The 14,042-nt window shown below is 69.1% G+C and carries 14 protein-coding genes; 8 read left to right on the forward strand and 6 right to left on the reverse strand.

Annotation, left to right across the window (positions count from 1 at the left end; translation table 11 throughout):
- Window positions 1-161: 161 nt before the first annotated feature.
- Both ACZ50J_RS14710 and ACZ50J_RS14715 read left to right on the forward strand, forming a co-directional pair.
- Entirely contained in the window at window positions 162-1,190 is a 1,029-nt protein-coding gene (locus ACZ50J_RS14710) for an HNH endonuclease (RefSeq protein ID WP_464297899.1), read from the forward strand.
- A 126-nt stretch (window positions 1,191-1,316) separates the two neighbouring features.
- Window positions 1,317-1,736 carry an N-acetyltransferase family protein gene (locus ACZ50J_RS14715; RefSeq protein ID WP_464297900.1) on the forward strand — a complete coding sequence of 140 codons (420 nt, stop codon included), beginning with the start codon at window positions 1,317-1,319 and terminating at the stop codon, window positions 1,734-1,736.
- A gap of 122 nt (window positions 1,737-1,858) precedes the next feature.
- Here ACZ50J_RS14715 and ACZ50J_RS14720 read toward each other — a convergent pair whose 3' ends face one another.
- Window positions 1,859-2,632, reverse strand: coding sequence for an SDR family NAD(P)-dependent oxidoreductase (locus ACZ50J_RS14720; protein WP_464297901.1), 774 nt, complete (start codon window positions 2,630-2,632; stop codon window positions 1,859-1,861).
- A 46-nt stretch (window positions 2,633-2,678) separates the two neighbouring features.
- A complete protein-coding gene (locus ACZ50J_RS14725) occupies window positions 2,679-4,088 on the reverse strand; it encodes an MFS transporter (protein WP_464297902.1) in 1,410 nt (469 codons plus the stop codon).
- A gap of 98 nt (window positions 4,089-4,186) precedes the next feature.
- On the opposite strand from ACZ50J_RS14725, the gene ACZ50J_RS14730 reads away from it, so the two are divergent.
- Window positions 4,187-4,951 (forward strand): ArsR/SmtB family transcription factor, encoded by a 765-nt coding sequence (locus ACZ50J_RS14730; RefSeq protein ID WP_464297903.1) that lies wholly within the window; start codon window positions 4,187-4,189, stop codon window positions 4,949-4,951.
- Between the two features lie 3 nt (window positions 4,952-4,954).
- Here ACZ50J_RS14730 and ACZ50J_RS14735 read toward each other — a convergent pair whose 3' ends face one another.
- From ACZ50J_RS14735 to hrcA, 3 genes are read right to left on the reverse strand one after another with little or no spacing between them, the layout of a single operon-like run.
- Window positions 4,955-5,692 (reverse strand): 16S rRNA (uracil(1498)-N(3))-methyltransferase, encoded by a 738-nt coding sequence (locus tag ACZ50J_RS14735; RefSeq protein WP_464297904.1) that lies wholly within the window; start codon window positions 5,690-5,692, stop codon window positions 4,955-4,957.
- A gap of 6 nt (window positions 5,693-5,698) precedes the next feature.
- Window positions 5,699-6,826: a molecular chaperone DnaJ gene (gene dnaJ / locus ACZ50J_RS14740; protein WP_464297905.1), complete on the reverse strand. Its 1,128-nt coding sequence runs from the start codon at window positions 6,824-6,826 to the stop codon at window positions 5,699-5,701.
- Window positions 6,827-6,875: 49 nt separating this feature from the next.
- Complete coding sequence (gene hrcA / locus ACZ50J_RS14745) at window positions 6,876-7,904, reverse strand: heat-inducible transcriptional repressor HrcA (protein WP_464297906.1); 1,029 nt, start codon at window positions 7,902-7,904, stop codon at window positions 6,876-6,878.
- Window positions 7,905-8,053: 149 nt separating this feature from the next.
- Between hrcA and ACZ50J_RS14750 the strand changes: the two genes are divergently transcribed.
- The 5 genes from ACZ50J_RS14750 (at window position 8,054) to nadC (ending at window position 13,377) form a co-directional block, all read left to right on the forward strand.
- Window positions 8,054-8,932, forward strand: coding sequence for a DUF3097 domain-containing protein (locus ACZ50J_RS14750; RefSeq protein WP_464297907.1), 879 nt, complete (start codon window positions 8,054-8,056; stop codon window positions 8,930-8,932).
- Window positions 8,929-9,822: an NUDIX hydrolase gene (locus ACZ50J_RS14755; RefSeq protein WP_464297908.1), complete on the forward strand. Its 894-nt coding sequence runs from the start codon at window positions 8,929-8,931 to the stop codon at window positions 9,820-9,822. The genes ACZ50J_RS14750 and ACZ50J_RS14755 overlap by 4 nt, the downstream gene beginning before the upstream one ends.
- A gap of 209 nt (window positions 9,823-10,031) precedes the next feature.
- Window positions 10,032-11,048, forward strand: coding sequence for a quinolinate synthase NadA (gene nadA / locus ACZ50J_RS14760; protein ID WP_464297909.1), 1,017 nt, complete (start codon window positions 10,032-10,034; stop codon window positions 11,046-11,048).
- Window positions 11,048-12,499 carry an L-aspartate oxidase gene (locus ACZ50J_RS14765; protein ID WP_464297910.1) on the forward strand — a complete coding sequence of 484 codons (1,452 nt, stop codon included), beginning with the start codon at window positions 11,048-11,050 and terminating at the stop codon, window positions 12,497-12,499. The genes nadA and ACZ50J_RS14765 overlap by 1 nt, the downstream gene beginning before the upstream one ends.
- Window positions 12,496-13,377 (forward strand): carboxylating nicotinate-nucleotide diphosphorylase, encoded by an 882-nt coding sequence (nadC, locus tag ACZ50J_RS14770; RefSeq protein ID WP_464297911.1) that lies wholly within the window; start codon window positions 12,496-12,498, stop codon window positions 13,375-13,377. The genes ACZ50J_RS14765 and nadC overlap by 4 nt, the downstream gene beginning before the upstream one ends.
- Window positions 13,378-13,500: 123 nt before the next feature.
- On the opposite strand, the gene ACZ50J_RS14775 is transcribed toward nadC, so the two are convergent.
- Complete coding sequence (locus tag ACZ50J_RS14775) at window positions 13,501-14,022, reverse strand: DinB family protein (protein ID WP_464297912.1); 522 nt, start codon at window positions 14,020-14,022, stop codon at window positions 13,501-13,503.
- Window positions 14,023-14,042: the final 20 nt, after the last annotated feature.

Consider the following 14,042-nt stretch of genomic DNA (forward strand, 5'->3'; position numbering starts at 1 on the left):
CGCGCCGCACCTGGGATCCCGGTTACTCGGCCTCGCGCACGCCGTGGTGGAGGAAATGCCACGCACCCGGGAGGCACTGGCGGCCGGGGTGATCACCGAGTGGGACGCGACCATGCTGTGCCGCGAGACCGCATGCCCTGACCCGCGAGGACCGCGCCACCGTGGACGCGGCCGTCGCTGCACTGCTCGGCGCGGTCAGTCACCAACGCCTGGAAGCCCAGACCAGGAAACACGCTTACCAGGCCGACCCGGCAGCGGTCACCGCACGCCGGGCGCGGGCCGAGTCCGAACGCCGGGTCAGCCTGCGCCCCGCACCGGACTGCATGACCCGGCTGAGCGCACTCCTACCCGTCAAGGACGGCGTCGCCTGCTACGCAGCACTGACCAATACCGCCGACGCCACGGCGACACCGCAGCACCCGCGCGGGCACGTCATGGCCGACACTCTCGTCGACCGGATCACCGGACGTGCCCCGAAGAACCCCACCGCGAGCACGGGCCCGACCGCCGGCACTGAGGATGCGTCCGCTGCTGAGCCGATTGCTGCGTCCGATTCACCCGAGGGGTCCGCAGCAATCGGGCTGCCCGGGGCAACCCGTGACGACAGCCCATCATCGGCGGAGAGCGCGAAGAGGTCACCGAAGCCCGAGGTGCGGGTCCACCTGCTGATGCCGGTCGACACCCTGACCGGCGACGTGCCCGCCTACCTCCCCGGGTATGGCCCGATCCCGGCCGACCTGGCCCGCCAGTGGGTGACCGACCCCGACCTGGCGGTCCAGGTGCGGCGCATTTTCGCCTTCCCCGACACCGGCGACCTGGTCGGGATGGACTCCCGAGCCCGTACCTTCCCGAAGCTGCTGGCCGAGTTCATCCGGTTGCGGGACCAGACCTGCCGCACCCCGTACTGCACCGCACCGATCCGGCACACCGACCACATCCGATCCCACGCGGACGGCGGAGCCACCAACGAGCGCAACGGCGACGGCCTGTGCGAGTGGTGCAACTACGTCAAAGAACACCCCGACCACCACGTGACCGGCCACGCGGGCGAAATCACCACCCAGATCGGCAGCCTCACCGCGACCAGTCGGCCGCCCGCACCACCTGGACTTCCACCACCCACCACGTCATACATCGAACGCATCCTCATCGACCTCACCTGGAAACAGTGGCTCAGGCCAAGGCAGTAGACGTTCCGCGCTCGATGCGGCAGGTGAACTCGCCGACGTGGGTTCTGCCGAGCGAGCGGACCGAGCGTGCAGCAGTATGGAGACGTGATCGAGATCCGACCGGCACGAGCTGCCGATGCTGAAGACATGGCCGAGGTGCAGAACGCGATCTACCACGCAGGCCTGCGAGCGACCATGGTCGACGTCGCTGACATTCGCGAGCGATACCTCGACACGGAACACACGGTCGCGTGCTCGGTCGCCGAGTCGAACGGCCGTGTCGTCGGGTTCCAGTCACTCAAGCGGGCGTGGCCCGGGAACCCGTATGACGTCACTCCGGGATGGGGCATCATCGGCACCCACATCCGCCCTGACGTCGGACGAACAGGACTGGGGCGCCGCCTCTTCGCAACATCGTTGGCGGCGGCGCAGGCCGCCGGCCTGCAGCACATCGACGCCACCATCGGTGCCAACAGCCCGCCCGCACTCGCCTACTACGCGGCGATGGGATTCGTGCCGTATCGAGACACCGGCGACGCCATCCCCCACCGGTTCGACGTCCCGTAGCCCGGCCACCTCGCCACACAATTCGTGCTGGGAGAGCTGTATGGATAACCGCATCGAGCCCCTCATGCTTCCTGATCTACGCCGAATCAGTAGACAGCAGAGACGCTTTCGTCATGTCACCGCTACGGCGACGGCTTTGCCGATGAGAGACCGCCATCCACCGGAAGGGTGTGTCCGGTGATCCACGCTGCATCGTCGGAGGCCAGGAACGCGATCGCCGCGGCGACATCCTCCGGCTCGCCGACACGGCCGAGCGGATACAGACCACTGAGCCGATCGGCACCGCCGTCCTGCCCGTCCCAGACCCGGGTACGGATCGTCGCCGGCGCGACCGCGTTCACCCGAATCCCCTGTGGTCCCAACTCTCCTGCCAGGTTCGTCACCAGTGCACCGAGGCCGGCCTTGGCGGCGGCATACGGCTCACTTCCCAAGCTCATCAGCGCATTGATCGAGCTCACGAACACCATGGCACCGCCGCCGTCGCCAGGCAGATACGGAATCGCCGCTCGCGCACAGCGCACCGTTCCGAGCAGGTTCAGCTCGAACATCCGCTGCCACACCTCGTCGCCCGTCCGGGCGAAGTCGGGGTGTGCCGTGTCACCACCTGCGGCCACGACCAATCCGCTCAGCCCACCCAGCCGCTCCGCAGCGGACGCGACACCACGTTCAACGCTGTCCGCCCGGGTGACGTCGAGTTCGACCGACCCGTGGCCCTTTTCGTCGTTCTGGGCAGGCAACTGCCCCGCCACCCCCGCAGCCGCGTCCGCCTCACGATCGGCGATGACGACGCGGGCGCCCTCGGCCGCCAACCGCGCGGCCGCAGCCCGCCCGATGCCATGAGCGCCACCGACGACCAACACCGACCTGCCGGCGAACCGGGATCCTTGCCACATCATCCATGCAGCATTCACCACTCACCGGACGATGCCCAGGACGACTCCGTCACCGGTGTTGATCCGAACGCCCTCCCGCGAACAGCCCGGCGAGCAACCAGATGCCGGCACCGACGACGAAGCAGCTCGCCGTACGAGCGGTGGCGTGGGGTGCACCGACCGGTCCGGCGAGGACGCCGAACAGCGCAACGCCGAACGACGTACCGACCTGCCGCGCCGCGTTGTTCAGCCCACCCACCAGACCGCTGTATGACGGCGCTGCGGCCACCGCAGTGGCGACCAACGGCGTCACCAACAGCCCGAGCGCCCCACCCGCGAGCAACATCCCGGGCACGAGCGGCAGCACGTCGTGCGGTGCCCGCCATACGGCGACGCTGAGGCAGAGCTGACCCAGCACGCCGACCGCGAACCCGAAGCGCACCAACCGATCCGGCGGCACCTGCAGCATCCACCGACGACCGAGCAACGGCACGAGCGTCAGCGGCGCGAACATCGGCAGCGTCGCGAGGCCGGCGGCGAGTGCGTCGCGACCCTGGACCAGTTGGAAGAGGAAGGCCAACACCAACAACGATCCGTTGCCGACCAGGTTCATCCCGAGCGAGCCGACGCAGGAACGCCACAGCGCGACGTTGCGCCACAGCTCGCGCGGCACGATCGGCGACGTCAGCCGGCGTTGCCCGACCACGAAGAGGATCAGGCCGAGGACTGCCCCGCCCACCAACGACAACCTGACCACCGTGATGCCGGATCGGCCGATGAGAATCAGTGCGGCGATCGCGCAGGCGAGACATCCGGTCGAGGACATGGCGCCGAACCAGTCGAGCTGCCGTTGCTGGGTCGGTCCGACCGGCAATCGGCGGGCACCCGTAGCCGCGACGATCACCACGGGCAGATTGATCAGGAAGATCAACCGCCAGCTACCCGCCTCGACCAAGGCACCACCGGCCAGCGGACCGATCGCGACCGCCGAACCCGACACCCCCGACCAGACCGCGATGGCCCGCCCCCGGGCGGCCGGTTCGCCCCAGATCACGGCGATCAGCGACAGACTCGCGGGCAGCATCGCCACCGCTCCGATCCCCTGCAGCATTCGGCCGATCACCAGCATTGGCAACGTGATTGCCGCCGCACACACGACCGAACCGACCCCGAACCCCACCAGTCCGGCGATGAACGACCGCCGCGCGCCCCACCGGTCGGCTGCCGTCCCGGCGGTCAGCAGCAGCGCCGCCAACGGCACCGTGTAGCCGTCGACCACCGCCTGGGCACCTGCGGTGCCACCGCCGAGCCCGCGCGCGATGCTGGGCAATGCGACGTTGACGATCGACACGTCGAGCAGCACCAGGAACATCGCCGCGCACAGGATGACCAGACTGCGCCCGGCGGACCGCCGAGCGCTGTCCGTCGGTGGCCGATCTGCCTTTGCTTCCGTCCGCGTCGCCGCGTTGTCGTTCGTCATACATCGAGCGTGTGGTCGAAACCGTTCGGTGCCGGGCGAAGCATGCTCGGGCCAACAGTTCGCTCGCGGCCGAAGCGTTCCGGACCCACAATGGCGGTATGGCCGACAAGACGACACCGGACGTCTCCGACATCGCCGCGATCTTCGCCGACCGGGCTCGGGCGCAGATGCTCGGCGCGCTGATCGACGGGCGGCGGCTGCCCGCCTCACGGTTGGCGGCGGAGGCCGGTGTCAGCGCGGCCACCGCGAGCGGACACCTGCGTCGGATGCTCGACTCCGGAGTGGTGCGAGTGGAGGTGAGCGGCCGGCATCGCTTCTACTACCTGGCCGATCGGCAGGTCGCCGCGGCGTACGAGGCATTGAGCGCCATGACTCCCTTGCCGCCGATCACCTCCCTGCGCGCCGGCACCCGGATGCAACGGTTGCGCAGTGCGCGCACCTGCTACGACCACTTCGCCGGTCGGCTCGGCGTCGCGATCACCGCGGCCCTGATCGACTCGGCGGTCCTTGAGCCGTCGGACGAGTACGCCGACAATCGTCGCCGCCCGGACGACATGTTGTCCGCGCAACTGGGTGCCGGCCACTTTGTGCTCGGTCGGCGCGCCGCTGACGAATTGCCTTCGTGGGGCGTCGATCTCGCGACCGTGGAGGCGCTCAGCCGTCCGACATTGCGCTTCTGTCTGGACTGGACGGAGCAACGCGAGCACCTTGCCGGCGCGCTGGGTGCAGCGATCCTCGATGCTGCGCGAGAGCGGGAGTGGGTACGTCGTGGGCCGCGACCCCGTGAGCTGGTCGTCACCGACGACGGAGAAGCTGCCTTCGCCCGGCTGGCACCGCAGATCGGCGCACAGCGCGCCGGGTGACACCTACCAGCGGCTGCGCGCGAGCAGCACGGCGAGCGCGGTGGGGCCGGCATTGGACGCGCGCAACACCGTCGGCCCCAGTCGTATGGCGCACCCGCCGACAGCCTCGAAGGCCGCCAGCTCGTCGGGCGTGATACCGCCCTCCGGACCCACGACAACGACGACTTCGCCTGCAGGAACATCGAACTCGGCGATCGACGCCTCCGCGTCCTCATGGAGTATGACGACGGCGTTCGCGTCCTGGAGTCGTGCGACCGCCGACCGAGTGGTCACCAGTTGCTCCACCTGCGGCACGGTCGGGCGACGGGACTGCTTGCTCGCCGCCAGCGCTAGTGACTCCCACTTGCGGTGTGCCTTGGCCGCCTTGTCCCCCCGCCACTGCACGATGCTTCGGTCGGCCTGCCACGGGATCACGGCGTCGACACCGAGCTCGACGGCGGCCTCGATCGCCTGCTCGTCCCGCCCACCCTTGGCGAGCGCCTGCATCAACACGAATCGTGTTGTGGGCTGGTCGAATTCGCTGAGTGACCCGACTCGCACTGTGAGCTGATCGCGGGCAGCGGTGACGATCTCGCCCTCGACAACCCGTCCGGAGCCGTCGGCGACCTGAACCGTCTCGCCGACCTCGAGCCGACTGACCACGACCGCGTGCCGCGCCTCGTCCCCGGACACGCCGACGGTGTCCCCCACCGCGGTGCCGTCGAGCGCACCGGGCTCGGCGAAGAACAGGCGGGAGGTCACGCGCTGCTACTTCGCCTGGAAGGCGTCGCGCAGCTTCCCGAACAGGCCCTTCTCGACGCGACCGAAGCGAGCCTCGGGCCGCTCCTCGCCGCGTTCCTTGGCCAGCAGGCGGAGCAACTCCTCCTGCTGCGGGTCCAGCTTCGTGGGGACGCGCACGTTGGCGTGCACCAGCAGGTCGCCGCGCACCTGCGAGCGCAGGTGCGTCACGCCCAGCCCGCGCAGAGTGATCACGTCGCCGGGCTGGGTGCCCTGCGGGATCTCCACGTCACGTGTGCCGTCGAAGGTCTCCAGCGGAAGTGCTGTGCCGAGCGCAGCGGCCGTCATCGGCAGCTCGACCGAGCAGTGCAGGTCGTCACCGCGTCGCTGGAAGGTCGCGTGCTTGCGGACCCGCACCTCGACATACAGGTCACCGGCGGGTCCGCCGCCGGTGCCGACCTCACCCTCCCCGGACAGCTGGATGCGGGTGCCGGTGTCGACGCCGGCGGGCACCTTGACGGTGATCGTACGACGGTCGCGGACGCGCCCCTCACCGGAGCAGTTGAAGCACGGGTCGTCGATGATCTCGCCGAAGCCGCGGCACGCCTGGCACGGGCGGGTGGTCATGACCTGGCCAAGGAAGGACCGCTGCACCTCCTGGACCTGACCGCTGCCGTGGCAGATGTCGCAGGTGTGCTTGCCGGTGCCGGGCCGTGCACCGTCGCCGTGGCAGACCGAGCACGAGACCGCCGTGTCGAAGGTGAGCTCCTCCGCCCCACCGAAAACCGCTGTGCCCAGATCGATCTCGACCGCAATGAGGGCGTCCTGGCCGCGCTGCATCCGCGACCGCGGACCGCCCTGCGCCGCTCCGGCACCGCCGAAGAAGGCGTCCATGATGTCGGAGAACGAGAAACCCTGGCCATAGCCGGCACCGCCGCCGGCCGCGGCATAGGGGTCGCTGCCCATGTCGTAGGCGCGCCGCTTCTCGGCGTCGCCCAGCACGTCATACGCCTGGGAGACCTTCTTGAACTGGTCGGACGCCTCCTCGGACGGGTTCACGTCCGGGTGCAGCTTGCGGGCCAGCTTGCGGTAGGCCCGCTTGATCTCTTCCGGGCTCGCGTTCTGTGCGACACCCAGGTCGCCGTAGTAGTCGTTCACGAAGTTCCTTCGAGCGTCGCCGCTGTCATCGGGGTCTGGTTGAAGTTGCTCACTGATCGAGAATGTCGGCGACATAGCGTGCCACCGCACGCACCGCCGCCATGGTCGAGGGGTAGTCCATCCGCGTCGGACCGAGCACACCCAGGCTGGCGAGGCTGCCCGCGTCATACGCCGTCGTCACCAGCGAGGTGCCAGAGAGTCCGCTGATGGTGTTCTCGGTGCCGATCCGGACGGCGACACCCTCCGTGGGTTCGCCGCCCTCCTGCGTCAACAACCGCAACAGCACGACGTGTTCCTCGAGCGCGTCGAGCAACGGGCCGAGGGACAGCGCGAAGTCGCTGGAGCGGACGAGGTTGGCGGTGCCACCGAGCACAACCCGGTCCTCGCGCTCCTCCGCGAGGGTCGCGGCGACGGCCTCGATGACCACCGATCGCGAATCCTCCGGGCCCTGCTGCCGCAGCTCGACCGACCACTCGCGCAACGCCCTGGCCGCCACTGCTCGCCGCAGCCCGACGCTCCTGTCGTTGAGGCCGGCGCGCACCTGCTGGATGAGCTCGTCCGCCTCGTCCTCCGTGACCGAACGGCCGAGCTCGATGATTCGCTGGTCCACCTGGCCGGTCGACAGGATCACCACGAGCGTGAGCCGATCGGCGGACCGCGGGACGAGCTCGACGTGCCGCACCATGGCCGCATTGAGCGACGGGTACTGCACCACGGCCGCCTGGCCGGTCAACGAGGACAACAGGCGCACCGTGCGCGAGATCACGTCGTCCAGGTCCACCGAACGGACCAGGAACGCCTCGATCGCCGTGCGCTCGGCACGGGACAACGGCTTGATCTGGCTCAGCTTGTCGACATACAGGCGGTAACCGGCGTCGGTGGGGATGCGGCCGGCGGACGTGTGCGGCGCCGCGATCAGGCCTTCCTCCTCGAGGGCGGCCATGTCGTTGCGGACGGTCGCGGCGCTGACGCCGAGCTGGTGCCGGTCCAGCAGCGCCTTCGAGCCGACCGGCTCGGAGGTCGACACGTAGTCCTGCACGATGGCGCGCAACACCTGGAGCCGACGTTCCTCACTCATCCCGTGCACCTCCTCCGTGACCTCTCCTGCTGGCACTCAAGTATGTCGAGTGCCAAGTCTACGTTGCTCTCGCAACTCGACCGAATCGCCGAACAGCGCGGGGATTCTCCTGCGATGTTTCTCGTGGGATCACGGATAGTCTTCGCGACGTGACCGACAGATATGGCACGGATGTCCTCTCCGGCGACTGGCGCAAGCCACCGCGCGGTCGCTCCGAGCAGGTGCCGGCGGAGACCGGCCTGGTGGTCGAGGAGGTCCAGACCGGCTGGTGCGGCGCCGTCATCTCGGTGGAGAAGGCCGGCGGCATCCGCGTGGTCCACCTGGAGGACCGGCACGGCCGCAGCCGCGCGTTCCCGATGGGACCCGGATTCCTCATCGACGGCAAGCCGGTCGAACTGACCGCACCGACCTCCAGGGCGGACGCCGCGGCGCTGCAGGCCGCCCGCACCGCCGCCCTGACGACCGCGAGCGGCTCGCGAGCCGTCGCCGACGCACCGGCCCGTGTCGCGCGCGGGTCACGCATCTTCGTGGAGGGCAAGCACGACGCCGAACTCGTCGAGAAGGTGTGGGGCGCCGACCTGCGCATCGAGGGTGTCGTCGTCGAGCCGCTGCACGGCGTGGACGATCTGCGGGACGTCATCCGCGACTTCGCGCCCACGCCCGACCGTCGGATGGGTGTGCTCGTCGACCATCTCCTCCCGGGGACCAAGGAAGCGCGGATCGTGGCCGAGGCCCTCGCCATACCGGAGGCGCGGCGGGACGTGCTCGTGCTCGGCCACCCGTATGTCGACGTCTGGCAGTCCGTCCGGCCGGAACGGCTCGGCTGGACCAAGTGGCCGGTCATCCCGCGTGGCACCTCCTGGAAGCACGGCATCCTCGCCGCGCTCGACTGGCCGCACGAGACACAGGCCGACGTCGCGATGGGCTGGCAGCGCATCCTCGGCACGGTCCGCAGCTACACCGACCTGCAGCCCGAATTGCTCGGCCGTGTAGAGGAACTCATCGATTTCGTGACGGCGTCGTCATGAAGCTCGAGGCCGAGCTCGTCGCGGTCGTGCTCGCCGTCGACGCCGGCCGGCCGTGGGTACTGGCGACCGGGCAGCCCACCGCCCTGCCCGCCGGACCGCTGCGCGTCGAGGAGGAGTCGCTGCAGGCCGGAGTGCGCGAATTCGCCCGCGAACGGAGCGGATTCGAGCTCGGGTATGTCGAACAGCTCTACACCTTCGCGGACCTGAGTCGTTCCGGTGGCGACCGCCGCATGGTGTCCATCTCCTACCTCGGCCTGACTCGCGCGCAGATCGCCGGCAGCGTCCGGCCGACCGACTGGTCGCCGCTCTACGACCTGCTGCCCTGGGAGGACCGCCGGCATCTCGATGGCTCCGGCGCGGATCGACTCGGCGAGGAGATCGAACGCGCCCTGCGACGCTGGTCGGACGATTCCGAGGAGCGCCTCGACCGCTGCCGCTTCCTCTTCGCGCATGACGAACGACCCTGGCGCCCCGACCTGGCACTGCAGCGTTACGAGCTGCTCTGGGAAGCCGGCCTGGTTGCCGAATCACCTTCTGCAGGAAGCGTTTCCGCGCTCACTGCAGGGCCGATGCTGCATGACCATCGCCGCATTCTGGCGACCGGCCTCTCCCGCATCCGCGCCAAGCTGCAGTACCGGCCGGTGATCTTCGAGCTGATGCCCGAGACCTTCACCCTGCTGGCCCTGCAGGAGACGGTCGAGGCCATCGCGGGCCAGCATCTGCACAAGCAGAACTTCCGTCGCGCGGTCGAGGTCCAGCACGAGCTGGTCGAACCCACCGGCGGTGTCTCGCACGAGACCGGTGGCCGACCGGCGAAGCTGTACCGCTTCCGTGGCTCGGTCCGCGAGGAACGTGCCCAGGTCGGCACGAAGCTCCCGCTGCCCCGCTGAGTCCTCTGCTCCGACTCCTCGCGGGCCGGCTGCGACTCCTGCTCGCAGGCTCGCAGCGCGTCGCAGCCGACCTGGTCGTCGCCGAAACGTACCCAACTCTCCCCAGGGTCGACATACGCACGCTCCAGCACCCGAAACCGTGCCCAACTGTCCCCCGGGTCGAGGTGGGTACGCACCGGTGTTATGCTCAGTTTCAGCATTTACTCAACATGAGCATTAACCAATCCGAGGAGTCGATGGTGAGCATCAGCGAGTTGCAGTCCTACGACCACGCGGCGGCATACGAAGCTGTCCGGCACGTGATCCCCGAGGTCGAGTGGGCGATGTACGCCGACGACATCGAGGCGATCCAGCGGCTGAAGCGGGAGCAGGACGCCGTGATCCTCGCGCACAACTACATGACGCCGGAGGTGTTCCACGGCGTCGCCGACATCAAGGGCGACTCGCTGGCACTCGCCCGCGAGGCCGAGAAGGTCGACGCCGGCACCATCGTCCTGGCCGGCGTGCACTTCATGGCGGAGACCGCGAAGCTGCTCAACCCCAGCAAGCGGGTGCTGCTCCCCGATCTGCGTTCCGGCTGCTCGCTCGCGGAAAGCATTACGCCGGAAGACATTGCGCAGCTGCGCAAGGAGCACCCCGGTGCTCCGGTCGTCACCTACGTCAACACTTCCGCGGCGGTGAAGGCGGCGAGTGACATCTGCTGCACGTCCGGCAATGCGGTCAAGATCATCCAGTCCCTCGGTGTCGACAAGGTCATCATGATCCCCGACCAGTACCTCGCGCGGAACATCGCGGCGCTGACCGGCGTCGAGGTCGTCACCCACCCCGGAGCATGCGAGGTCCACGAGCGCTTCAGCTCGTTGGACATCGTGCAGATCCGCGAGGGCCACCCCGGCGTGACCGTCCTGGCGCACCCCGAGTGCCCGCCCGAGGTGGTCGCCGAGGCCGACTTCGCCGGCTCCACCGCCGACATGCAGCGGTATGTCGAGACCGAACAGCCTGCCAAGGTCGCGCTCATCACGGAGTGCTCGATGAGTGACAATATCGCCGCCGAGCACCCCGATCTCGAATTCGTCCGACCGTGCAACCTGTGCCCGCACATGAAGCGAAACACGTTGAGCGCCATACGAACCGCGCTGGAGACAGGTGGTCCGGAGATCGATGTCGACCCCGCCGTCGCCGCACTCGCCCGTCGCGCCATCGACCGGATGCTGGAGGTGCACTGATGAGCAACCCGATCATCATCGTCGGCTCCGGCCTGGCCGGACTCACCTGCGCATGGGCAAGCACCGAGCCCTGCGTTCTGGTGACCGCCGGATCGTTGACCGCCGGGGCTGCGAGCATGTGGGCCCAGGGCGGCGTCGCCGCGGCTCTCGCGCCGAACGACTCGACGCAGGACCACGCGGACGACACCTGGCGCGCCGGCGCGTTCTACGGTGACCGAGCCGTCATCGATCGCATCACCGACGACGCACCGGGCATCGTTCGCCTCCTGACGGAGCTCGAGGTCCCCTTCGACCGGGCTCCCGACGGGAGTCTGGACCTGGCGCTCGAGGGCGGTCACAGCAGGCCGCGCGTCGCCCACGCCGGCGACCACAGCGGTGCCGCCATCACGGCGTGCATGGCGTCCGCGGTGCTGCACTCCCCGACGATTGATGTGCGCGAAAACCATTCTGTCGTCGAGGTTCTCACCAACGAGAGCGGTTCGGTGCGTGGCGTCGTCATACGCCGGGCCGATGGTACGACGGAGACGATCGCGACCGAACGTGTCGTCCTGGCGACGGGTGGCCTCGGTGGCCTGTGGGCCGACACCACCAACCCGACGACCGCCCTCGGGCAGGGCGTCGCACTGGCCGCTCGGATCGGTGCGCGCACAGACGACCTGCATCTGGTGCAGTTCCACCCGACCGCTCTCGACGTACCGCGTGACCCGAAACCCCTTCTCACCGAGGCGCTTCGAGGTGCCGGCGCGGTTCTGCTGGCCGACGACGCTCGGTTCGTCGACGAGTTGCAACCGCGCGATGTTGTCGCCGCGGCCGTCTGGGATCAGCTGCGTGCCGGACGCGAGGTACGCCTCGACGCACGTGAAATCCCCGACGTGGCAAGCAAATTCCCCGCCGTCGCCGAACTCACGGCTGCCTCGGGGCTCGACCTGACATCGGACCTGCTTCCCGTCCGGCCCGCCCTGCACTACTCGATGGGCGGCGTCACCGTCGATTCCCGCAGCCGCTCCTCGGTGCCCGGGCTGTGGGCGATCGGCGAGGTCTCCCGGACCGGGCTGCACGGGGCCAACCGGCTGGCATCCAACTCGTTGCTCGAGGCCGTGGTCACCGGTCGTGCCGCCGCAGCGGACGCCTGCAACCCGGGCACCGACAGTTGGGCGCCCACACTCGCGCCGGTCGACCCCGAGACGGTCCTGGCCCGTGACGACACCACCGTCATGGCCGTGCACGACGTGCGCACGCTGCTCGGCGGCGCGTGCGGTGTGCTCCGCGACGGTGCGACCCTGGAACGTGCCGTCGACGCGCTGGCGCCGCACACCGGTGACGACGTGGCGTATGTCGCCTGGCTCATCGCCCGTTCCGCCCTCGCACATCCGCACAGCGTCGGTGCACACCGGCGCACCGACGACACCACCGATGCACGCACCGGAACGACCCAAGGAGTGACCGCATGACCTTCTCCCCCGCACTCGACCGCGTCGTGCGCACGGCGTTGACCGAAGACCTCGGCCTGGGTGGCGACCTGACCACCCGGTTGACCGTTCCCGGCGACGCTCAAGGCACGGCATACATCGTCAGCCGCCATGAGGGCGTCCTGTCCGGCATCGATGCCGCCACCGCCACGTTCGCCGCCGTCGACCCGTCCCTGCGCGTCGATTGGGCCAAGCAGCCCGGCGACAAACTCGTGGGCGGCGACGTCGTCGCGACCATCAGCGGCCCGGCACGATCGGTCCTGACCGCAGAGCGCACCGCACTCAACCTCCTCGGCCATCTGACCGGGATCGCCTCTCGCACCAGCGTTTTCGTCGGTCTGGTCGACGGCACGAAGACTCGGATCGTCGACACCCGCAAGACGACACCTGGGTTGCGAGAGCTGGAGAAGCAGGCGGTGCTGGACGGCGGCGGCACCAACCACCGCTTCGGCCTGTATGACGCGATCCTGGTCAAGGACAACCACATCGGCCTCGGCGGCGGCCTCCTCCCGGTGCTGCAACGGCTCGCTGCGGACGCGGGTCACCTCGTGCGTGTCGAGGTGGAGGTCGACACGATCGAGCAGCTCGACACGCTGCTCGCGTTCGATGCCGACCGCATCGCGCAGGGCAAGGCGCCCGTGGTCCACGCGGTGCTGCTGGACAACATGGAGGCGTGGCAGGTCGCGACGGGCGTCGCACACATCCGACGCCACCCGGCACCGCTCATCGCAGAAGTCTCCGGTGGCGTCAACGAGGACACCGTGCAGGAGCTCGCCCGTGCGGGCGCCGACGCGATCTCGATCGGTGCGCTGACCCACAGCGTCACCTGCCACGACTTCGGGCTCGACCTCCAGGTCTGACCGCGCCCGGTCACCCCACCCACACGCCCATCGCGAATGACGGCTTCTTCGGCGAGTGACGGCCTGATCCGACCGTCACTCGGCGAGGAAGCCGTCATTCGGCATGGTGGGTGGGTCATCGTCCTACCGCGGGCCGAGTCCGGTGCGTCCGTCGAGCAACTCACGCGCGATGTCCAGATGTCCGGCGTGCCGGGCGGTCTCCTCGATCATGTGCAGCACGATGGTTCGCACGCTCCTTGCCAGCTCCGTGTGCACCGGGGCGATCGGGCCACTCGGCGAGGCGTCCAGCGCGACGGAGGCAAGCACCTCGTCCGACTGGCGGCATTGATCGCGGTATGCCTCGAGCACTTCGGCGACCGGCTCGTCGACGCGGAAGCCCTCCGCCGGACCGCCATCATCGGAGTCATCGTCGCCCCCGTCGTCCGGCACCCGGCCGGCCAGCACGATCTGGAACCAGTACATCTCCGCACCGCCCAGATGCCAGACCAGCCCGAGCGGCGTCCACCCCGACGGCACCACGGGCGTGCGCAAGGCCGCATCGTCCAGACCATCGACGATGGCGAGCACCGCCGCACGCTGCTCGCGCAGGTATGCCGTCAGCGTCTCCTTCTCGACATCCGCCCTGACATCGACAATCGTGTCCATGGTTTCCGCTCCTTCTGCGG

It is taken from the genome of Flexivirga sp. G2, from assembly GCF_055397625.1.

Coding starts and splice junctions, on each gene's coding strand:
- ACZ50J_RS14730 (WP_464297903.1), top strand. CDS start 4,187: ATGGCCGACAAGACGACACCGGACGTCTCCGACATCGCCGCGATCTTC.
- nadC (WP_464297911.1), top strand. CDS start 12,496: ATGACCTTCTCCCCCGCACTCGACCGCGTCGTGCGCACGGCGTTGACC.
- ACZ50J_RS14715 (WP_464297900.1), top strand. CDS start 1,317: ATGGCCGAGGTGCAGAACGCGATCTACCACGCAGGCCTGCGAGCGACC.
- ACZ50J_RS14720 (WP_464297901.1), bottom strand. CDS start 2,632: ATGATGTGGCAAGGATCCCGGTTCGCCGGCAGGTCGGTGTTGGTCGTC.
- hrcA (WP_464297906.1), bottom strand. CDS start 7,904: ATGAGTGAGGAACGTCGGCTCCAGGTGTTGCGCGCCATCGTGCAGGAC.
- ACZ50J_RS14755 (WP_464297908.1), top strand. CDS start 8,929: ATGAAGCTCGAGGCCGAGCTCGTCGCGGTCGTGCTCGCCGTCGACGCC.
- ACZ50J_RS14765 (WP_464297910.1), top strand. CDS start 11,048: ATGAGCAACCCGATCATCATCGTCGGCTCCGGCCTGGCCGGACTCACC.
- nadA (WP_464297909.1), top strand. CDS start 10,032: ATGAGCATTAACCAATCCGAGGAGTCGATGGTGAGCATCAGCGAGTTG.
- ACZ50J_RS14775 (WP_464297912.1), bottom strand. CDS start 14,022: ATGGACACGATTGTCGATGTCAGGGCGGATGTCGAGAAGGAGACGCTG.
- ACZ50J_RS14725 (WP_464297902.1), bottom strand. CDS start 4,088: ATGACGAACGACAACGCGGCGACGCGGACGGAAGCAAAGGCAGATCGG.